Source organism: Nocardia sp. XZ_19_231, from assembly GCF_015355705.1.
Classification (GTDB): domain Bacteria; phylum Actinomycetota; class Actinomycetes; order Mycobacteriales; family Mycobacteriaceae; genus Nocardia; species Nocardia salmonicida.
In genome coordinates this window covers 864759-882173 of the sequence record NZ_JACUZI010000003.1, presented here as the reverse complement: position 1 = coordinate 882173, position 17415 = coordinate 864759, and the positions used below count along the sequence as shown (strand labels likewise).

26 protein-coding genes are annotated in these 17415 nt (G+C 64.5%); 7 read left to right on the top strand and 19 right to left on the bottom strand.

Translation table 11 applies throughout. The features are described from left to right. Position 1: 1 nt before the first annotated feature. The 11 genes from IBJ82_RS17200 to IBJ82_RS17150 all read right to left on the bottom strand — a co-directional run bounded on the left by IBJ82_RS17200 (position 2) and on the right by IBJ82_RS17150 (position 6618). The gene (locus tag IBJ82_RS17200) at positions 2 to 1672 is read right to left on the bottom strand and encodes a replication initiator (RefSeq protein ID WP_194826873.1); all 1671 of its coding nucleotides are present in this window, start codon (positions 1670 to 1672) and stop codon (positions 2 to 4) included. Between the two features lie 141 nt (positions 1673 to 1813). Then, on the bottom strand, positions 1814 to 2452 hold the full coding sequence (locus IBJ82_RS17195) for a hypothetical protein (RefSeq protein WP_194826872.1): 639 nt from the start codon (positions 2450 to 2452) through the stop codon (positions 1814 to 1816). Further along, entirely contained in the window at positions 2449 to 2622 is a 174-nt protein-coding gene (locus IBJ82_RS17190; protein ID WP_194826871.1) for a hypothetical protein, read from the bottom strand. The genes IBJ82_RS17195 and IBJ82_RS17190 overlap by 4 nt, the downstream gene beginning before the upstream one ends. Continuing rightward, on the bottom strand, positions 2619 to 3296 hold the full coding sequence (locus IBJ82_RS17185; RefSeq protein ID WP_194826870.1) for a DNA cytosine methyltransferase: 678 nt from the start codon (positions 3294 to 3296) through the stop codon (positions 2619 to 2621). Before IBJ82_RS17185 ends, IBJ82_RS17190 begins: the two co-directional genes overlap by 4 nt. Further along, complete coding sequence (locus IBJ82_RS17180) at positions 3293 to 3487, bottom strand: hypothetical protein (RefSeq protein WP_194826869.1); 195 nt, start codon at positions 3485 to 3487, stop codon at positions 3293 to 3295. Before IBJ82_RS17180 ends, IBJ82_RS17185 begins: the two co-directional genes overlap by 4 nt. A gap of 2 nt (positions 3488 to 3489) precedes the next feature. Further along, entirely contained in the window at positions 3490 to 3771 is a 282-nt protein-coding gene (locus tag IBJ82_RS17175) for a hypothetical protein (RefSeq protein WP_194826868.1), read from the bottom strand. Next, on the bottom strand, positions 3768 to 5075 hold the full coding sequence (locus tag IBJ82_RS17170; RefSeq protein WP_194826867.1) for an FtsK/SpoIIIE domain-containing protein: 1308 nt from the start codon (positions 5073 to 5075) through the stop codon (positions 3768 to 3770). The genes IBJ82_RS17175 and IBJ82_RS17170 overlap by 4 nt, the downstream gene beginning before the upstream one ends. Next, a complete protein-coding gene (locus IBJ82_RS17165) occupies positions 5075 to 5287 on the bottom strand; it encodes a hypothetical protein (RefSeq protein ID WP_194826866.1) in 213 nt (70 codons plus the stop codon). Before IBJ82_RS17165 ends, IBJ82_RS17170 begins: the two co-directional genes overlap by 1 nt. A 1-nt stretch (position 5288) precedes the next feature. Next, on the bottom strand, positions 5289 to 5885 hold the full coding sequence (locus IBJ82_RS17160) for a DUF2637 domain-containing protein (protein ID WP_228537167.1): 597 nt from the start codon (positions 5883 to 5885) through the stop codon (positions 5289 to 5291). A 2-nt stretch (positions 5886 to 5887) separates the two neighbouring features. After that, on the bottom strand, positions 5888 to 6166 hold the full coding sequence (locus IBJ82_RS17155; protein ID WP_194826865.1) for a hypothetical protein: 279 nt from the start codon (positions 6164 to 6166) through the stop codon (positions 5888 to 5890). A gap of 5 nt (positions 6167 to 6171) precedes the next feature. Further along, positions 6172 to 6618 (bottom strand): hypothetical protein, encoded by a 447-nt coding sequence (locus IBJ82_RS17150; RefSeq protein WP_194826864.1) that lies wholly within the window; start codon positions 6616 to 6618, stop codon positions 6172 to 6174. Positions 6619 to 6807: 189 nt separating this feature from the next. Between IBJ82_RS17150 and IBJ82_RS17145 the strand changes: the two genes are divergently transcribed. Then, entirely contained in the window at positions 6808 to 7659 is an 852-nt protein-coding gene (locus tag IBJ82_RS17145; protein WP_194826863.1) for an AAA family ATPase, read from the top strand. Continuing rightward, the gene (locus IBJ82_RS17140; protein WP_194826862.1) at positions 7656 to 8177 is read left to right on the top strand and encodes an AAA family ATPase; all 522 of its coding nucleotides are present in this window, start codon (positions 7656 to 7658) and stop codon (positions 8175 to 8177) included. Before IBJ82_RS17145 ends, IBJ82_RS17140 begins: the two co-directional genes overlap by 4 nt. Positions 8178 to 8845: 668 nt before the next feature. On the opposite strand, the gene IBJ82_RS17135 is transcribed toward IBJ82_RS17140, so the two are convergent. The 6 genes from IBJ82_RS17135 to IBJ82_RS17110 form a co-directional block, all read right to left on the bottom strand. After that, positions 8846 to 9166 (bottom strand): hypothetical protein, encoded by a 321-nt coding sequence (locus tag IBJ82_RS17135; protein ID WP_194826861.1) that lies wholly within the window; start codon positions 9164 to 9166, stop codon positions 8846 to 8848. 337 nt (positions 9167 to 9503) lie between these two features. Beyond that, positions 9504 to 10133 carry a phosphoribosyltransferase gene (locus IBJ82_RS17130; protein WP_228537166.1) on the bottom strand — a complete coding sequence of 210 codons (630 nt, stop codon included), beginning with the start codon at positions 10131 to 10133 and terminating at the stop codon, positions 9504 to 9506. Between the two features lie 191 nt (positions 10134 to 10324). Next, entirely contained in the window at positions 10325 to 11197 is an 873-nt protein-coding gene (locus IBJ82_RS17125) for a DNA-processing protein DprA (RefSeq protein ID WP_228537165.1), read from the bottom strand. A gap of 587 nt (positions 11198 to 11784) precedes the next feature. Then, positions 11785 to 12432, bottom strand: coding sequence for a hypothetical protein (locus IBJ82_RS17120; protein ID WP_228537164.1), 648 nt, complete (start codon positions 12430 to 12432; stop codon positions 11785 to 11787). A 79-nt stretch (positions 12433 to 12511) separates the two neighbouring features. Then, entirely contained in the window at positions 12512 to 12703 is a 192-nt protein-coding gene (locus IBJ82_RS17115) for a hypothetical protein (protein WP_194826858.1), read from the bottom strand. Between the two features lie 114 nt (positions 12704 to 12817). After that, positions 12818 to 13027 (bottom strand): BldC family transcriptional regulator, encoded by a 210-nt coding sequence (locus tag IBJ82_RS17110; protein WP_056814442.1) that lies wholly within the window; start codon positions 13025 to 13027, stop codon positions 12818 to 12820. 215 nt (positions 13028 to 13242) lie between these two features. Between IBJ82_RS17110 and IBJ82_RS17105 the strand changes: the two genes are divergently transcribed. The 5 genes from IBJ82_RS17105 to IBJ82_RS17085 all read left to right on the top strand — a co-directional run bounded on the left by IBJ82_RS17105 (position 13243) and on the right by IBJ82_RS17085 (position 15995). Next, a complete protein-coding gene (locus IBJ82_RS17105; protein ID WP_194826857.1) occupies positions 13243 to 13569 on the top strand; it encodes a DUF4229 domain-containing protein in 327 nt (108 codons plus the stop codon). Then, positions 13566 to 14651, top strand: coding sequence for a PLP-dependent cysteine synthase family protein (locus IBJ82_RS17100; RefSeq protein ID WP_194826856.1), 1086 nt, complete (start codon positions 13566 to 13568; stop codon positions 14649 to 14651). Before IBJ82_RS17105 ends, IBJ82_RS17100 begins: the two co-directional genes overlap by 4 nt. A gap of 89 nt (positions 14652 to 14740) precedes the next feature. Beyond that, positions 14741 to 14962 (top strand): hypothetical protein, encoded by a 222-nt coding sequence (locus IBJ82_RS17095; protein ID WP_019049431.1) that lies wholly within the window; start codon positions 14741 to 14743, stop codon positions 14960 to 14962. After that, the gene (locus IBJ82_RS17090) at positions 14962 to 15537 is read left to right on the top strand and encodes a Clp protease N-terminal domain-containing protein (protein ID WP_194826855.1); all 576 of its coding nucleotides are present in this window, start codon (positions 14962 to 14964) and stop codon (positions 15535 to 15537) included. Before IBJ82_RS17095 ends, IBJ82_RS17090 begins: the two co-directional genes overlap by 1 nt. Before the next feature lie 62 nt (positions 15538 to 15599). Beyond that, positions 15600 to 15995, top strand: coding sequence for a phage holin family protein (locus IBJ82_RS17085; RefSeq protein ID WP_194826854.1), 396 nt, complete (start codon positions 15600 to 15602; stop codon positions 15993 to 15995). Here IBJ82_RS17085 and IBJ82_RS17080 read toward each other — a convergent pair. Beyond that, positions 15992 to 16864, bottom strand: coding sequence for a 1,4-dihydroxy-2-naphthoate polyprenyltransferase (locus IBJ82_RS17080; RefSeq protein ID WP_194826853.1), 873 nt, complete (start codon positions 16862 to 16864; stop codon positions 15992 to 15994). The two genes, IBJ82_RS17085 and IBJ82_RS17080, sit on opposite strands and share 4 nt — an antisense overlap. Before the next feature lie 56 nt (positions 16865 to 16920). Continuing rightward, complete coding sequence (locus tag IBJ82_RS17075) at positions 16921 to 17385, bottom strand: SRPBCC family protein (protein ID WP_194826852.1); 465 nt, start codon at positions 17383 to 17385, stop codon at positions 16921 to 16923. Between the last annotated feature and the right edge of the window lie 30 nt (positions 17386 to 17415).

The following is a 17415-nucleotide window of genomic DNA, read 5'->3' as shown; positions in this document are numbered from 1 at the left end:
CCTATGCTGCTGCGGATGAACCGATGGTCGAAACCTGTTGTGTCACACCAGGTTCACGTGGAATTCCTGGTGGTCCTTCGTCCTGCTCAAGACGGGCCGTCACGTACTGAGCGCGTTCGTTGATCCGGCGGGTGACCAGATTCATGACCAGCTGTGCGCGAGGAGGTGCGTCCTTGTCACCGGGGTGTACCGGGGTGATCCGAAGGTGCGAGGTATCGGCCATGACGATGCCCACCGCGGCCAAGTACTGGCGCACGAATTCGAGCCGTTCGGCCTTGTGATCAGGCAGGGTTTTGCCCGTCCAGTTCCGCGAGACCAAGCAGCGTTGACCGGGCAGGCCGAGGGTGTCGCGGCGGTGGGCCTTCTTATTGCACTTGCCCGGCTGGGTCTTCTCGGTCGCGCCGCGGGGAACGATGCCGTAGAGCAACCACACCCCGCACGTTTCCGAGCACGGAGTCACGCACAGTTCGGCGTGGAGACGGTCGTAGTGTTCAGCCACCCGACGCGAACCAGGGGTGAGCAGTTCGCCCAGGCCCTTGGTCAAGTACTTCGTCAAATACCGGACGCTGTACTCCATGCTGTCGGTATTGGCCAGGATCTGAACAGGCTTGGACTGCGCACCGAACTTGAGCGTGTGCGCGGGGTCGAGGTCGTCTACTTCGTCCATCACTGCCAGCGCGTCATCCCAGTAGGTCAACGGTCGACCGGTGCGGGGGTCGGTGAAAGTGCCGGCGTCGTAGTCCCACACCGGCATCCGACCTTCGCCATAAACGGGCTTGTCGAAGTGAGGCCACCAGACGGTGCGGTAGGTCGCCGCGGTGACCTGAGTCAGCAGCTTCTTGGAGAACGACCCACGCAATGCCACATGCAGGTGCGGAGCGGCCCGACGCTGCGGCTCGACCGTGGCGAAGTACTGGACATTCCAGCCCACCGCCCGACGCAGGTTCTCGATCCACGTGGAGAACAGCTTGGACGTGTGGATGGTGTCGCGGGCCTGGCGGGCGTAGTCGTAGGACTCCGGATCACGGGGGGAGCCGTCGGAGACCATGGCGCCCTTGCCGTCTTTGCCTGCGGTAGGGTCCCACACCTGGTTGATCCGGCCGAACGAGTCCAGGGTGAGCGTGAAGAACGTCGAGGGCCGGTGCTTGCCGTCGGCGTATGCCTGCCCGATCGTGAGCGCCTTGTTCACCTTCAGACGCGGCAGATCGGGCAAGTCGTCACGGCGACGGGTCGACTTGGTTTTGCGGCGTGGCTTGGCATCCAGGGCGGGGAGACGGCCACGCACACCGAGTTCACGGAGCTCGATGTCGAGGTCGGCCACCAGAGCCTTGATGGACTCGGCCAGCTCGTGTTCCTCGGTGCGGCGAGCCTCGTGGTATTCGGTGAACAGGGTCGCGCGAGTCGCTAATACGTCCTGCTGCGCTTGGGTGATCACGGGGTCGGCGTCGACGGGTTCATGTTCGGCGCACCATCCTTCACGGAGCTGGGTGATCCGCAGGTACTTGTTCGCTTTCGCGCAGGCCGGGCAGGTCGAAGCCACGGTCGCCTTGCACGGGGCACCGACGTAGGAGGTCCGCGAGGTGATCGGGTCGAAGGCCCGCATCGGCACGACCCGAGCGCACACCCCTTCTTTGTCCGCGGCGTACTGGGCGATGTCGGTGATGTCGGGCATTGCGCGACGATCGGCGGCGGTTTCCCGATTCGGCGCTACACCGATGATCGGGGCTGTGGATGAATGTGGACGACCGAGTGAGGCCGTTCCGGTGGTGTTGTCAGACATGGTGCGGCCTCCCTCGATCGTGGTGGGTGTGGGTCATGCGGCTTTGCGGGTGGACGGGATGGTGTTGAATCCGGCCATCGATTCGAACGGCACCACGACCGGGTCAGCCAGGGAATCGGTGCGGCGGAAGGTGATCTCGACCAGGCCAGGGCCGACGAGGGCGACTTTGGCCTTTTGAGCGCCGAAGCCATGGGCGAAGTGGTCGGCGCGATGGGTCCAGGTATCGGGGCAGTGACCGGGCAACATCCGGGCACGGACCGTGTCGAGGGATTCGCCGATCTGCACGGACACCAGTCGCGGGATCAAGGTCCGATCGCCGTCACGGGTCGACAGTCCACAGGCGGTGGTCATGGTGGTCCAGCGACGCCGATAGCGGAACCAGGTCAGGAACCGGGACCGGACACGGCCGATGAACCAGCGCTCGAAGGTCTGCGGGCTCAACACTCGCCACAGCACCATCCCCGCGACAGCCCCACCAGCCACCCCGACCCCGAACGGCCAGCCGAAGAACCATCCAGTAGCAACGGCGATGCCGGCGGGCACCGAGACCATCGGGAACAGCAGCGCCCACCACGCCAGGGTGAACACCGACAGCAGCAGCCGACCAGCGGCGGTGAGGATGGCGTCGAGGACTTCACCCGCCGGGTCATGCGCGGTGGTGGTTGTGTTCATCGGTGGGCCTCCGGATCGAGGTCGGGCACGGGGAACAGCGGCAGTTGTCCCGGTGTGGGATCAGTCGACAAGGTGACGACCTTGCGACGCTTGCGGGTCTTGGCAGCGGCAGCAGCCACTACCGGGTTCGGTTGTCTGCGAGCGGTTTTGGGTGTGTCATTGGTGTTCATGCCGCCTCCAGGCCGGTGGTGTTGTCGAGGTGGTCGAGCAGATGCAGGCCCAGGTGATGGGTGTAGGCGGGTGGGATCGCTTGGGCCAGTTCGGAACCGGTCATCCAGTCGATGCCCATGCACGCCGGACCCAGCCACGCCGAGATGTCGCCGGTCATCGAGATATTCATGCCGGCGTCGAAGTCGCGGCGACGTTTCTTGGTCGAGGTCCGGGCGGTATGCGCTGGATGCCAGGGCACCGCGGGCAGCCACGGGATACGGGTGTCGATGGCGAATTTGCGGTGCCGGTAGGTGCGTAGCCCGAACATCGACCCACACAGCACCGCGTCAGCGCGCATATCGGCACCCATCACGTTCTCGACCACCCACGGCACCGGCTGTGCTGCGAGCTGATCCAGAGTCGCGCCGAGCAGCCACCCCGAACCGTTGATCCCGGCGCGAGACGACAGCGGGGTGTGATCGTGGCAGGGAGGAGACGCGGCGATAGCGTCGAACTCGTGGCCGTGAGCAGTCAGGAACTCCAGCGCGTCACCCTGAACGAAGGTGAACGGGTACCGCGGTTGCGGCTCGATATCCACGCCGACGACGTCGAAACCGGCGAGGTGGTAGCCCATGGAAGCGCCACCGGCCTTGCAGTAGAGGTCCAGCAGGCGGGGACGAGCGAGACTGTTCATGCCGCGTCATCCCAACCGGCGTAATCGTCGTAGTCGTTCCATGCCGGCGCGGTACCGGTCTCGGCGAGCATCGTCACCGCCACCGCGATCGGGTCCAGGCCGCGAGCTTCGGACCGGCACCGGCTCCGTGTCTGGAAGTCGATGACGTCGGCGAGACCGTTGTCGGTGCGGGTGGTGTTCTTGCGTGCCATGGTCAGGACTCCTTGTGATCGGCGGGGAAGATGCCGCAGACGGTGCATTCGAGGTCGGTGAATCGGTGTCCGTCGCGCTGGCACTGCCGGGTCGCTGTGCAGATGTCGCAGCGGACGGTGTCGCCGTCGTAGACCCAGCCGCTGGCACGGTCAGCGGTGAGGAATGAGACGGCTTGGCTGGTGGTGGTGAAGCAGGTCGATTCGCCAGCGGTGTCGGTGAGGATGTCGCCGCAGGTGTCGCAGTAGATGACGACGTGCGATTCGGTGACCAGGCCGCGTTTCATGCCGCCCACCCCTGCTCGTCGTCTTCCCCGGGGATGTGGTCGGGGTCGAAGGTGGACGGGTCGAAATCGTCATCCACGGTGGCCGGAGGGGCCATCGGGATCGGGGCGTAGGCATCGACAATCGCGTCGACCTGCTCGTCGGAGATCCAGAAGGCCCGGACCCGAACGAACTCGGTGCTGCCGTCTTCGCCGACGTAGCCGACACCGGGTGTGGTGTCGGGGATCTCGTGGCACAACGCCCCGCGGTCTTTCGCGCCTTGGCCGTGGACCATCGCGGTCTGGGTCGGCTCATCCAGGCGCAGACCCACGCGGACGGGGAACAGTTGCCGGTTGGGCATTGTCTCTTTGGACGGGTCTTGCAACGCGGCGATCACCGAAACCCCGACTGCACGGCCTTTGGACAGCAGCAGGCCGGTGAGCTGGCGGAACTGTTCCTGCTGATCACGGTTCGCGTACGACGACAGCGCGGCAGCCTCATCGATGACGATCAAGATCAGCGGCTCATCAGTGGAGGGGTACCACTTCCGAACACCGGCAGCACGCAGGCGGTTCGAGCGTTCGTCCATGACCCGGACGGCTTCGGTGAGCATCGCCAGGATGCCGTCGGCGGTCCACTCGAACCGGACCCACATCCGGGAGCCGCGCCCGAATTCCATGCCGCCCTTGGGATCTGCCATCCACACATCCACGAACCCGGCTTTGATCGCGGGACCGACGCCGTTGATGATCGACCACAGCACCGAGCCCTTACCCGAACCGGTCGCGCCGGCGAGCAGGATGTGGGCGTAGAGGACACGAAGCAGCCAGGTTCGGCCGTCCTCGCGAATCCCGACCGGGACGGCTTCGAGGTCGACGCCGGTCGAGGCCACACCAGGCACGGTGACCGAGGCGGCGAGAGTGTCGAAGGTCCGCAGCTCGACCCGCAGGAAGCCCGGCGAAGTCTGGGAGACAAAGACTTTCGGAACGCCGAGGTACTGAGCGAGGGCGTCGGTGGTGTCATCGTTGGTCCAGTCCGAGAGTTTCTGCCCGCCGACCATCTGGACGTCGATCGCGGCGCCGGACTCGATCAGCTCCGCCGACAGCACGTTCGGCCAGTTCCCCTCCGACCCCAGACCCACCACCGGCCACATCAACGACAACTGACGGGCATCGGTCAGGATCAGCGCGGCGGTACGCAATTCCGCCGGCACTCCGTCGAGGGGGTCGACCTCCCGACCGGGGTAGATGACGCCATCGAGGTGACGCCACCACAGCAACACACCAGCGGCGAGGACTGTCGAGAGCGCGACAATGGTCGTGATCATCACGCCACCGCCCGCAACGTCGAGGCGTACACATCGAGCGCGGCCAACAGCTTCTCAGCCACGACAGCGGCATCAGCCGGATTCAAGTACAACGTGGCGTCCGGGCCGATATCGACGGTAACGCGACCAATGCATTCCTCGTACTTCACTTCGAGGGTGTTGTCGTTGTCGTAGGTCGATGCCCGCATGGCCATGAACGAGTTTTCAGACATTTCAGTTGCCCTCTGTAGGGATCGGGACCGCGACAGGCAGCAACGGAGCAACCGGACGCGGAGGAGAGTGGAAGGTCTGCACCGGCAAGACGGCCGGGACAGGTGTCGTGACCGCGGGCACCACATCGGGCGCAGGGTCATCGGCAGGTTCGGCAACGGGGTCGCCGGTGGCTATCGGTACTGAAACCCGTTGTGCCGCACGGAGAAGCACAGCCAGGCCGTGTGTGTCGAGCAGCAACGCGGCCGGGGCGATCACCGCGAGGATGGCGGCCAAAGCGCCATGACCCGATACGAGCGCGTGAGCGATGTTGCCGCCGATCGAGACCGTGGCCCCTGCGATCAGTACGCGGGTGAAGAAGGAGCGTTCGGGGCTGTCGGCCAGGGCCAGGACCGCGATCGTGGCTTGAATGATGGTGCCGTCCACGATCACCGGGAACAGCCAGGCGAGTTCGTTGGGAGTGTGGGCCCTGATCGCGAGGTCACGCAGAGCCGCGAACGACAGGACGAACGCGGCCCCTCCGATGGCCAGGACGATGAGGACGGCGGACCAGCGAGCCCACCGCATACCGCCTTTGGACTTCTGATCCGCCGTATCCATCGCTACGCCGCCAGTCGCGCGGAGTCGATCTCAGCAGCCGTCTTGATCAGAGCCTTCTCATGCTCGGCGGCATCGTGGGCCATGACCAGGCCCGGCAACTGCTCGGCCAGAACTCGCGCGTCGTCTACCGAAACCATCACGCTCAACCAGCCGTGTTCCATGACGCAGTTGATCCGAACAAAGGCGCGACTACCCGCATCGTCACCGGACTCCGGCCGAGCTTCGGAGTAGATCGCCGTGGCGCTGAGGGACAGACCGGCGTCCGCACTGAAATAGGTCATGACGATCACGCGGCCTTGTCCGCGGCGCGGTTGTTAACCTTCGCGCCGGAGTTGTCACCGACGATGCCGGTCGCGCGGATGTAGAAGCCGATCGACTTGAACTCGCCGTTACCGGTCACGCGCGGCTTGAGCATCAAACCTTCCAGCCGGATCGGGCGGAAGCCGGCCATCACCTCATCCGCAGACGGCACCGGGACGACATCGGAGATAAAGGTGATGTCGAAGCCGGTGTTCTTCGCACCCTTGCCCGCACCGGCCGGGTCCATGACCGTGGCCTTCCACATCCGCTTACGGGAGCCGTTGCCGTCGCGGTCCATGTCGATCTTCTGCCGCTTGGGCGCATTGCGATCCGAGCTGAACTCTTCGTCCGGCTCGATTGCGCCGACCAGCATCAGGCCCAGGGGGAACACGGCATCGAAATCGGTCGGAATCCACATGTCCTTGAGTGCCATTGGAATCAACTCCTGTGTGTTGGTTTGGGGGTCACTTCCCCGATGACCAACGGTAGCAACTGCTACCCATTGAAAGCAACTACTTTCGTGAGGCAATTCACAGCAATCGGAAATCCGGCACTTTTCGCAGGTCAGAAGGAAGGTTTCAGCTGATACCCTCGCGTTAGCAACTGCTACCGAAGGAGTCTCGTGTCAACGAGCGATCCCAAACCCTCCGCGTCGGCTCGGATCGCGCAGGCCATCCGCAACGACATCGAGTCGGGAAGGCTTCGCGATGGGGAGCGACTCGCATCGACTCGCGACCTAGCGAAGGAGTGGAGCGCGAGTCAACGGACCGTCACCGAAGCGATGGATCTACTTGGCAAAGACGGCTACATCTCGTCCCAAAATCGCTCCGGCCGCTTCGTGACCACGCCGACCGCGGTCAGCCTCACTCTGGCGTCGCCGCTTCGCACGATTCGTCCACGCGTCGTCTATGTGGGCGGCTACGCCGGTTCTGGTAAGAGTGAATTCGCCAGAACGCTGGCACGCATGACGAACTGGGCAATCCTCGACAAGGACACGATTGCTCGTCCATTGATCGAGCCCGCGCTGGAAGATCTCGGGGAGAGCATCAATGACCGCGAGTCCGACACCTACCTGAAGAGGCTTCGGCCACGCGAGTACGAGGCCCTCGAAGGAGTCGTGGCCGATAACGTCGCAGTCGGCAACTCCGCGATCGCGACCGCACCGTACATCCGCGAGTTCACTAGCCGAACGTGGCTTGACCGCGTGGTAGCCCAAAACGAGACCTATCGAGTGGACACCACGTTCATCTGGGTCCGGTGCTCGCTCGAATCAATGCTCTTCTTCCTTCGCAAACGTGGGGCTGGTCGAGACACCGCCAAGCTCGCCGATTGGGACCGCTACAGCGCCGGGCTAGATCTTGACTTCAGGCCCGAAGCTGATCATGTGGTCATCGACAATGACCTCGACAGCCCGCCGATGCGCGTGCAGGCCGAGCAGCTCATCGATTCGTTCCGGCATCAAGCCGCCAAATGAAACCCGGAATCATCCTCTACGGTGCGCCCGCAACTGGCAAAGACACTGTGACAGAAGCTCTTTCAGGCATCGACCCTCGCTATCGCCTGTTCGAGCGATTGAAGTCGGGTCCGGGACGCACTGCGGGCTACCGCATGACGGACGCGCACGAGTTCGATCGGCTGGAGAAGGCCGACCTACTGGTGTGGGTCAACGCGAGGTATGGCGCTCGATACGCGATCGATCGGCCTGCACTTGATCGATTGGTGGCAGCGGGTCTGATTCCAGTTGTTCATGCTGGTCAGCCGGAAGTCATCGACGCAGTCCGCACCGCGATGCCCACCGTCAGATGGACTGTCGTGCAGCTCCAATGCGCTGTCGATATCGCGAAGGAGCGCATCGCAGCGCGAAACACCGGCGATGATGCCGAAAGATTGTCCGCTCATGCGGCAACACCGACCGTATGTGCTGACCTGACCATCGACACCGGCCTCCTGAGCCCTGACGAAGCCGCGCAGCGGATCGTCTCTGCCTCCTAGCATTTCTGTTCAGCGCATCACTTCACGGAGTTGTTGCTGAATTTCGCTATATAGAGTCAAGAGCGCCTGCGGCGGCGCAGAGCGCCGCCGCCGCGCTTCGACGCGCAGCGGCCTTGCTCGTACCTCACCGTCCGGCGCGTCGGCACGTCGGCGACACCCTGCGCCGAAAGCAGGCGAACCGGGACACCAACCAGCTCACACAGCACCGACCCGAGCTGTTGACGAGGCCCGACCAGTAGCCCGGCGAGAATTGCTGAACGGAATTCACGAGCCCGATCGTGTCGGCACCCTGCCCGATCGACGACCGCCAGCGCATCGAGTCGCATACGTACTGCCGCACGACTTCGTCGCTTGCCTCATAGGACCAGCCTGCCGAACCCGTGCAGGTGGTCATCGAACCGTCACCGGTCCCAGCCGAAAAGGCCGGCTACTTCACCGATCACCTTGGCCGGTCACCAGGTCGGCGAATTGCTGAACGAAGGAAGCCGCGGTGAGTCGGTGGGAAAACCCCGTGGGTTGAGTCGGCTCCTCATGGCCCAATTGTCTGACCTCACTCGGACGAGTCAAGGGGAAGAGCGCCCTTGACACGACCTCCCTCAGTTCAGGGATGGCCAGTACGAGGAAGCAGGGAGAAGAACAGGCGCTGGGGTGCTATCCGGTGGAGCATCTCAGTCCGGGAGAAAGTAATCCCACGTCCCCTTCGCCCAATTACCGCCACCGATGCGGGCAAACCATTCGATTTCGACGCGAGCTCGGCCCCGGGCGTCGGGGAGACGAGTCATATGGACTTCGAAAGAGTCACCGTGCTGGAACCTGCCCTCGACACTGTTAGTGGTGGACCCGTTGGTCTTCAGCTGGACACCCACGATCCTCGGCTGCTGGAAAAAGACCCGCTCCGCTTCCTTCCCCGTGTTGTTGGTGAAGCGATACCGGCCGGGGGCTGAGTTCGTCACCTTCCACGGACTATCCCCAGGATGTTGTTGATTCATTTCGGCCTCCTCGAAGCCCCCGACGCAGTTGGGTCACCAAGATGATCGCCTCCGGCAAAGGAGTGCTGACCAAGTATTAGCGATGACCCAACTTGGGAGGGGGAGGCTGGTTGCCTGACAGGACGTGTCACGTCGTTGTCACAACTCGCGCATACGACCCCGGACACGACGAGACCCCTACGGAAGCATTCCAGCACTTCGCGTAGGGGTACGGACGTCAGTAGACTTTGGGCGGATGGTCGCCAGTCGACTTGAAACCGAGCGGGCACAGGACAGTCGAGGACTAAGAAGGCGATGGTCTGTCCGAGCCATGGGCAGAAAAAACTTGCGCTATTGGTCAGCCGCGCGGCACGTCGCAGCATCGGTCGAACGCGATGCATGAGAACGGGTCGTAGGCTTGCGTGGTCACCTTTTCGAGTAGCGGTACGTGCGGCTCCCAGTTCCACGCCAGCCATCGCGAAACACAGAGGCCGGTGACAGATGCGGCACCCGCGAGCTTCAACGCGGCCGCTGCCGACTGCATCGATGTGCCCGTGGTCCACATGTCGTCGACCAGGAGAACCCGCTTCCCCTCAATGCTCGTCCGTACTGGGTCGGGTACCGCGAACCGATCAGCGGCGGCGGTTCTTGGAGCGTCATTCCCGCCGACCTTGATTCGCTGGCGACTGATACGACGGGCACTTTTCTCATTGGGCTCATCACCGACAAGCCGCGCGACGTTGGTCGTCACTTTGGAAACCGGATGATCTCCCGCTCTCGGTGTCCGTGATGGGACATAGGTCGCAGCATCCCACCCCTTGCCTAATTCCGTATCGCGGATGCACCCGTCGTGAATCCACGTGACGATGTTCGTCAGCAAGTGAACGTCGGTGACGCTACGTACGGGCGGCGGACTGTTCTTATAGAGGCGCATCGTCTGCGCGCTTTGCGACCGCCCTGATGGGTTCCACCCGTCGGTGTACGACATAAAGAAGGTGTAATCGCAGGTCAGCCCATCCAGTGCGTCCTTTGTGGAAGTACATCTACTACAAATCTCAGACCGGGATGGTTGCCTGCATACGGTGCATATCCCCGGCCCCGCGGGCGCGACATTGTGGAAATAGGAAATCCGACTGAGACCGACGCGAATCGATTCACGGCTCTCCTCGCTTGGGTCTGTCACCACCCACCGCCGGCCACTGCCGACAGACGCGCCCGCAGTGACTGGTCTGCGGCAGCGATCCTCTCCAACTGTTCAATCGCCTCATGAGCGGTGTCGACCACAAAAACATCCGGACGGTCAACAAGGTCGCGGCCCCAAGTCGTCAAGGTAGCGACGCTGCGGTGTAGCACCAACCGACGTCCATGTGCCACGGCCTCGGAAGCCTGATGCTTGGTGCCCGACTTCTCACTGGCCTCGGCGATCACGGTGACCTGCGCGAATGCACTCATTGTCCGGTTGCGCGCGGGGAAGGCCCACTTCGAGCCGCGGAACCCCGGCAGGAACTGGGTCAGTACCAGGCCGTGTTCGGCGACGGCGGCCTGCAATGCACGGTTGGGAGCTGGGTAGGCGACGTCCAGACCGGTGCCGATCACACCAACCACGCGGCCATCGTTCTCGAGGGCTGCGGTCATTGCTGCGGTGTCGATGCCCTCCGCAAGACCGGAAACGACAGTGACGTCCAGGCTGACAAGACCGCGGGCGACGGTGCGCGCAAAGTCAAGTGCCGGGGCCGATGCTCTACGGGACCCAACGATCGCAACCGCTGGGGTGTCGTCGGCAATCGTCCCTGCTGCCATTAGCAGGGCTGGGGGGCGCCGAGCGGCCCGGACCCGGTCAGGGTATTCGGGATCGAGGACCGTGAGGATTTTCCAGCCGCGACTCTTCCACTGCTCGATGTCGGCTCCCGCAGCGTCGCGGTCAGGGCCCGTGCCCGGAACTGGCAGCAGGGTTGCCTCGATGTGAGAGTCCCACACGGCGTCGGCCGAGCCGCAGTCGAGCAGCTTCTCGCCGAGCGTGTTCTGTGTGAGGCCGTTGGGGAGGTCGCGCATGAGAGCGACGACGGTCGCGGTAGTTGAATTATCCACAATTCTCTCCGGTCGCTGTGGGGCCGGCGGGCGAACATTCGACTCGGGCCTATCCGATGATGGGACAAGCATACGACCCGCCGGTGACATCGGCGGTCTCGACTAGCTCGAACACGCCACTTACGCTGGGCAAACAAAGTTTCGGGAGGAGGCGGGTAAGAGCATCCTCGATGTACCTACTGACAATCCTGCGAGTCCATCGGAGCCCACTTCAGCCGGTCGTCATAAGAAAGCTCATTTCGAACTGCAAGCGCGTGGACTCGCGGCCTGCTTCCCGACAGCAGCTGCGGTACGCAGTAAGTACGCAGTGCGGCCCACCGGTGCCCTATTCAGCCAACGCTGCGACCTAGAATCCCCAGGTCAGGCACACAGAGCCAATTCCACCCCACAAGCACAAACGCCAGGAACGGTGTTCATCATCAACATGGTGATCAGCGGCTTGCACAGCTATGCCGGACTGAACTAGCCGTTCTGCCGCGCCCTGTCGCGGACATACATAAGGCCCAGAGGCTCGGATGAGCTTCTGGGCCTTTGGTGTTCGTTGCCGCGGATCAGCAGTAGTAGCAGATCTTGTTGGCAGGCAGTTCCACGTGACAGGTCAGGCAGACGGGCTTGCGGACCGGTTCGGGCTTGGGGATGGCGGCGGTGCTGCGGGAGGCTCGGGTGCGCTTGACGGCTGCCTCGGCTGCTTCGGCGGTGGCCAGGTCCGCGGAGGTGGACTGGCGGATGGCGGCGACCTTCGGGGGGAGGGTGGGCAGGCCGCCGTCGGCGGGGAGGTCGGTGGCGAAATGCTGGTAGCACTGCCAGCGGGCCGCGGCGGCGTGCATTTCGAGGTCGTCGGGGATGGGCAGGCCCGCGAGTTCGAGGATGTAGCGGTAGCCGGTGCCGACGGTCTGGTTCTTGCGCACGCACAGCGCGCTCAGCGGCGGCTCGTTGTTCTCGTGACAGTGCTCGGCGACCTTGTCCAGCACGACGGGCAGCCAGTGCTGCCACTTCACGGCGGTGCGGATGCCGGACTCTTCCTGAACCAGCTCGGCCAGCTCGGTGTTGACGATGAAGTTGTTGAACCGGGTGGCGGTATCGGCCAGCACTTCGTGTGCGGCGCGAGTCCACTCCAACCGGGCCTCGGTGAACGTCACGGCGCTGCCGTCGGCCGCGCGCCAGGTGGTCGGGACAGAACCTTGCTGCACATCAATCACCGGAATACGTTATCTACCCAGCTCTTTCGACGCGCAACGGGGGTATGTGCGTCAGCTCACGGCGACGCACATCGCGAGGTCACTCGGTAGGGCCGGAGTCGTCGCGTGGTTGTTTGCCGAGGCGCCAGAGGAATTCTGGATCGTCGTCAGGACCGAGAACCGGTCTGCGCGGGGGTGGGCCGGAATTCGGGCGCGGCATTTCGGGGCCGAACGCCTTCCAGCACAACACTGCGATGGCAACGATCGCGATGAGTGCCAATAGGAACGTCACGTCGCTCACCTCCTGCTATCGAGGGTAGCCGTGTCCGCGCCGTGTGCACATCCGCAACGGGAGGGAAATTTTTGGCAAACGCGAGCCCGCTGTGGGCTCGCGTCGGCCGGCGAGTCAGCGCGGTGCTGCCTCGGTGGTAAGCGATCTGAGCAACTGCAAGACCTCGGACTCGCGGAAACGGCGATGTCCGCCCGGTGTGCGCAGCGAGCCGAGCCTGCCGGCATGAGCCCACCTGGTGACGGTCTTGGGGTCTACGTGGAACATGGCGGCCACTTGGCCTGGTGTCAGCAGAGTGTCCTGAAGGCCGACGGTGATCGCAGTCATAGCTAACCTCTCCGTTTCGACAGTTCCCTCATCAGTGGCGTCATCGTCGCACTGCGACCCCCATGTAGTCGAACCACCTACTGTTGGTAAAGGGGAAGTAATAGACAAAAGCCGCGAACGTGCCGTATCGAAGCGATTCTCGCCGGGGCTACGCGTGCCTGCGGCCGTGCGCGGCTGGTGAACAGTGTCGCGTCGGCGCCCATTAGGCTGTAGTCGTGAGTGAAGCAACAGGTCAGCAGGGTTCTGGCGCCGGGAAGCGGCTGGTACGCAATCTCGCGCTCTACACGCTGGCTCGCCTCGGGCTGGTGGTGGTGATCGCCGCGCTGATCGTGGGCGTCGCCAAGCTGATCGGCGTCGACGTGCCGATCATCGTCGCGGCACTGTTCGCGTTGATCGTCGCGATGCCGCTGTCGCTGACGTTGTTCAAGAAGCTGCGAGTGAAGGTGAACGAGGACATCGCCGTCGTCGACGCGCGCCGCCGCCAGGACAAGGCGCAGCTGCGGGCCCGCTTGCGGGGTGACGACGACGGTACGTCGGCGTGAAGTACCTCGACCGCAGCGCCCCGCGTGACTGGGTCGACAACGCCGTCCGGCTGATCGACGCCGACACCCAGCGCTCCGCCGACACCCATCTGCTGCGGTATCCGCTGCCCGCCGATTGGCCGGTGCAGCTCTACCTCAAGGACGAGTCGACCCACATCACCGGCAGCCTCAAGCACCGGCTGGCGCGGTCGCTGTTCCTGTACTCGATCTGCAACGGCTGGGTCACCGAGGGAACGACCGTGGTCGAGGCGTCGTCGGGTTCCACGGCGGTGAGCGAGGCGTATTTCGCCAAGCTGCTCGGCCTCGACTTCGTCGCGGTGATGCCGGCGAGCACCTCGCCGCAGAAGGTCGCGCTCATCGAAGCGCAGGGTGGCCGATGTCATTTCGTCGATCGACCACCGGATATGTACACCGAGGCCAAGCGTCTCGCCGCCGAATCCGGCGGGCACTTCATGGATCAGTTCACCCACGCCGAGCGGGCCACCGACTGGCGTGGCAACAACAACATCGCCGAATCCATCTACGAGCAGCTGGCATTGGAGAACCACCCGGTGCCGGAGTGGATCGTGGTCGGCGCCGGGACCGGCGGCACCAGTGCGACGATCGGTCGCTACATCCGTTATCGCAGGCACGCGACGCGCCTGGCCGTGGTCGACCCGGAGCACTCGGCGTTCTACGGCGGCTACGAGACCGGCGACGCGGGCTACGAAACCGGAATGCCTTCGCGCATCGAGGGGATCGGCCGTCCCCGCGTGGAACCGTCGTTCGTCGGCCAGGTGGTCGACCGCATGATCGCGGTGCCCGACGCGGCCTCGATCGCCACCGCCCGGCACGCGAGCACCGCGCTCGGCCGTCGCGTCGGCGGTTCGACCGGCACGAACCTGTGGGGCGCCTTCCATCTCGTCGCCGAGCTGGTCGCGGCGGGCCGTAGCGGCAGCGTGGTCACCCTGCTGTGCGACGGCGGCGACCGGTACGCGGGCACCTACTTCAACGACGACTGGGTGGCCGCCCAGCACATCGATCTGACCGGTCCGACGGACATCCTCACCGAATTCGCCGCCACCGGTCGCTGGAACGGCTGACACCTCCCGCATCTCTCCTCGGGTCCTTCCGCGGCCAGGGTTGTCAATTTTTGTTGACAAATGCAGTATCGTCAATCAAAATTGACACCATGACCGATGCAACAACCCTCGCCTCAGCGGCCGGCAATCCCGACCCGGCGGTCGGACTGCGCGCCGTGCTCGCACTGCGCAGATTGGCCGACCGCCTCGAAACGATCCAGGTGGCCAACGCCAGAGCCAACGGATGGTCGTGGCAGGCCATCGCCGAGGCACTAGAGGTGAGTAAGCAAGCGGTCCATCAGAAACACAATCGGAAAGGTGGAACCCGCTGATGTTCGAAAAATTCAGCCGCGAGGCCAGGGCCGCGGTGGTGAGCGCTCAGGACGATGCCAAGGAGTTCGGCGCGGATCGGATCGGACCGGAGCATGTGCTGCTCGGTACCCTGTCGAACGCCGAACCCGGACTCCGGACGGTGCTCGACGCGCGCGGCATCACCGCCGACGGGGTGCGCACCGCCCTCGCCACCCGCAAGGGCGAGCCGCCGCTCGGCGCCGATGACGCGCATGCCCTGCGCTCGATCGGCGTCGACTTGGACGCGGTGCAGGCCAGTATCGCCGAGAACTTCGGACCCCAGGCCTGGGATCGAGCCGAGCCGGAGACCAAACGCGGCATGCTCGGCCGACTGCTCGGCTCCGGGCACATCCCGTTCACCGGCCCGGCCAAGAAGACGCTCGAACTCGCGCTGCGGGAGGCGATCCACCGCAAGGATCGCGAGATCACGTCGGTCTACCTGCTGCTCGGGATTCTGCGCGGGGCGGACCGGGCCACTGTCGATCTGCTCGGCGGGCGTGACGCGGTGTCGGGTTTGCGCACAGATCTCTACGCGATGCTCGAGCGCGCCGCGTGAATTCCACTTCGGGTGTGTGTCAGACCCGCCGCAATGTCCGTTTCCGGGCCTAACATGCGTGTATGCAACTAGCAATCCGGTTGGTCATCAACGCCATAGCCATCTGGGCTGCGGCCGCGTGGATCGACAAGATCGATATCTACGTGCCGCCCGAGTGGTCAGCGGAGTGGGGCAACTGGGGCAAGGCCCTGGTCCTGCTCATCGTCGCGCTCGTGTTCACGGCGGTCAACGCCGTGATCAAGCCGATCGTGCAACTCCTGTCGCTGCCGTTCGTGATCCTCACGCTCGGCCTGTTCCTGTTCGTGGTCAACGCGGGGATGCTGTGGCTCACCGCCAAGATCACCGAGATCACCGACTACGGCCTTCGCGTCGACGGCTTCTGGGCGGCGTTGTGGGGTGGCTTGATCATCACGCTGGTCAACTGGGTGCTCGGCATTCTGGTCCCCGACGGCGACTAGCCGACGAGCCCGACGGCCAGCGCGCTCAGCGCCGACCACGCCAGCAGGGCCAGCCCCGAATCGCGGAGGGCCGGAATCAGTTCCAGCCCACCCTTGCCGGTGCGCACGGGGGCGTTGGCCCGGATCGCCAGCGGCAACGCGAGCAATCCGACCAGCGCCCACGGCGTGCGCGCGATCAGTGCCAGGCTGATCACGAACGGCGCCGCGAGCAGCACCACGTGCAGTGTGCGGGTGCGCGCGTCGCCGAGTTTCACCGCGAGGGTGACCTTGCCTGCCTCGGTGTCGGTCGGGATGTCACGCAGGTTGTTGGCCACCAGCACCGCGCTGGAGAACGCGCCGACACCGATCGCGAGCAGCAGGCCGACCCAGTCGACCCGCAGCGCCTGCACGTATTGGGTACCGAGCACCGCGATCAACCCGAAGAACACGAACACCGCGATCTCACCGAAACCGCTGTAGCCGTAGGGCTTGCTGCCACCGGTGTAGAACCAGGCGCCCGCCAGGCACACCGCTCCGATCAGCACCAACCACCATGCGGTGGTCACGGCCAGCACCAACCCCGCGACCGCACCGATCGCCAGGCTGAGCACCGCGGCGGTGCGAACGGCCTTCGGGGACGCCAGCTTCGAGCCGACCAGCCGCAGCGGCCCGACTCGCACGTCGTCGGTGCCGCGAATGCCGTCGGAGTAGTCGTTGGCGTAATTCACCCCGACGATCAGTGCCAGCGAAACCAGCAGGGCAAGAATCGCTTTCCACCAGACGGCCCCGTCGATAGACGCGGCCGCGCCGGTGCCCGCGAGTACCGGCGCGATCGCGTTGGGCAACGTCCGCGGCCGGGCGCCCTCGATCCATTCCGCTGCTGTAGCCATGGATCGAAGCCTAATCCGACATCGGTGGGAGGGCGCGGGTGCGCCTGGTCACGGTGTCAGGCCGGGGCGGATTCGGCGATCGTCTTGAGTCGGGCCAGACCCTTGTCGAAGTCCTTGCCGATGAGGTTGTCGATCGGGAACACCTTGCCGAGCACGCCCATCATGCCGGAGTGGGTGCCGGTCATCTTCCAGGTCACCTCGGTACCGCCGGCAACCGGAGCGAGCGTGAAGGTGACGAAGTTGGTGGCTTTGAACGGCTTCTCGAAGGTGAGCTCCACCCCGATCTCGCGTTCGGCGTCGGCCTTGATCTCCATCGTGCCCGCACCGGCTTTGCGGTTGCCACGCCACGCGTAGCGGGCGCCGACGCCGGATTCCGGGCCGGTGTAGGTGCGGGCGAGCTGCGGATCGGCGTCCTCCCATGGCGACCACAGCCGCCACTGGTGGAAGTCGTCGATCAGTGCGTGAATCCGTGCTGGTTCGGCGGCGATGGCGGTGCGCCGCGACACCTCGAAGTTGCCCATGCGCGTGAGCCTAAGGCGAGGCGGCGACAA

Coding starts and splice junctions, on each gene's coding strand:
- IBJ82_RS17200 (WP_194826873.1), bottom strand. CDS start 1,672: ATGCCCGACATCACCGACATCGCCCAGTACGCCGCGGACAAAGAAGGG.
- IBJ82_RS17195 (WP_194826872.1), bottom strand. CDS start 2,452: ATGAACACAACCACCACCGCGCATGACCCGGCGGGTGAAGTCCTCGAC.
- IBJ82_RS17190 (WP_194826871.1), bottom strand. CDS start 2,622: ATGAACACCAATGACACACCCAAAACCGCTCGCAGACAACCGAACCCG.
- IBJ82_RS17185 (WP_194826870.1), bottom strand. CDS start 3,296: ATGAACAGTCTCGCTCGTCCCCGCCTGCTGGACCTCTACTGCAAGGCC.
- IBJ82_RS17180 (WP_194826869.1), bottom strand. CDS start 3,487: ATGGCACGCAAGAACACCACCCGCACCGACAACGGTCTCGCCGACGTC.
- IBJ82_RS17175 (WP_194826868.1), bottom strand. CDS start 3,771: ATGAAACGCGGCCTGGTCACCGAATCGCACGTCGTCATCTACTGCGAC.
- IBJ82_RS17170 (WP_194826867.1), bottom strand. CDS start 5,075: ATGATCACGACCATTGTCGCGCTCTCGACAGTCCTCGCCGCTGGTGTG.
- IBJ82_RS17165 (WP_194826866.1), bottom strand. CDS start 5,287: ATGTCTGAAAACTCGTTCATGGCCATGCGGGCATCGACCTACGACAAC.
- IBJ82_RS17160 (WP_228537167.1), bottom strand. CDS start 5,885: ATGGATACGGCGGATCAGAAGTCCAAAGGCGGTATGCGGTGGGCTCGC.
- IBJ82_RS17155 (WP_194826865.1), bottom strand. CDS start 6,166: ATGACCTATTTCAGTGCGGACGCCGGTCTGTCCCTCAGCGCCACGGCG.
- IBJ82_RS17150 (WP_194826864.1), bottom strand. CDS start 6,618: ATGGCACTCAAGGACATGTGGATTCCGACCGATTTCGATGCCGTGTTC.
- IBJ82_RS17140 (WP_194826862.1), top strand. CDS start 7,656: ATGAAACCCGGAATCATCCTCTACGGTGCGCCCGCAACTGGCAAAGAC.
- IBJ82_RS17135 (WP_194826861.1), bottom strand. CDS start 9,166: ATGAATCAACAACATCCTGGGGATAGTCCGTGGAAGGTGACGAACTCA.
- IBJ82_RS17130 (WP_228537166.1), bottom strand. CDS start 10,133: ATGTCGTACACCGACGGGTGGAACCCATCAGGGCGGTCGCAAAGCGCG.
- IBJ82_RS17125 (WP_228537165.1), bottom strand. CDS start 11,197: ATGCGCGACCTCCCCAACGGCCTCACACAGAACACGCTCGGCGAGAAG.
- IBJ82_RS17110 (WP_056814442.1), bottom strand. CDS start 13,027: ATGACTGCGATCACCGTCGGCCTTCAGGACACTCTGCTGACACCAGGC.
- IBJ82_RS17095 (WP_019049431.1), top strand. CDS start 14,741: ATGACCGATGCAACAACCCTCGCCTCAGCGGCCGGCAATCCCGACCCG.
- IBJ82_RS17090 (WP_194826855.1), top strand. CDS start 14,962: ATGTTCGAAAAATTCAGCCGCGAGGCCAGGGCCGCGGTGGTGAGCGCT.
- IBJ82_RS17085 (WP_194826854.1), top strand. CDS start 15,600: ATGCAACTAGCAATCCGGTTGGTCATCAACGCCATAGCCATCTGGGCT.
- IBJ82_RS17080 (WP_194826853.1), bottom strand. CDS start 16,864: ATGGCTACAGCAGCGGAATGGATCGAGGGCGCCCGGCCGCGGACGTTG.
- IBJ82_RS17075 (WP_194826852.1), bottom strand. CDS start 17,385: ATGGGCAACTTCGAGGTGTCGCGGCGCACCGCCATCGCCGCCGAACCA.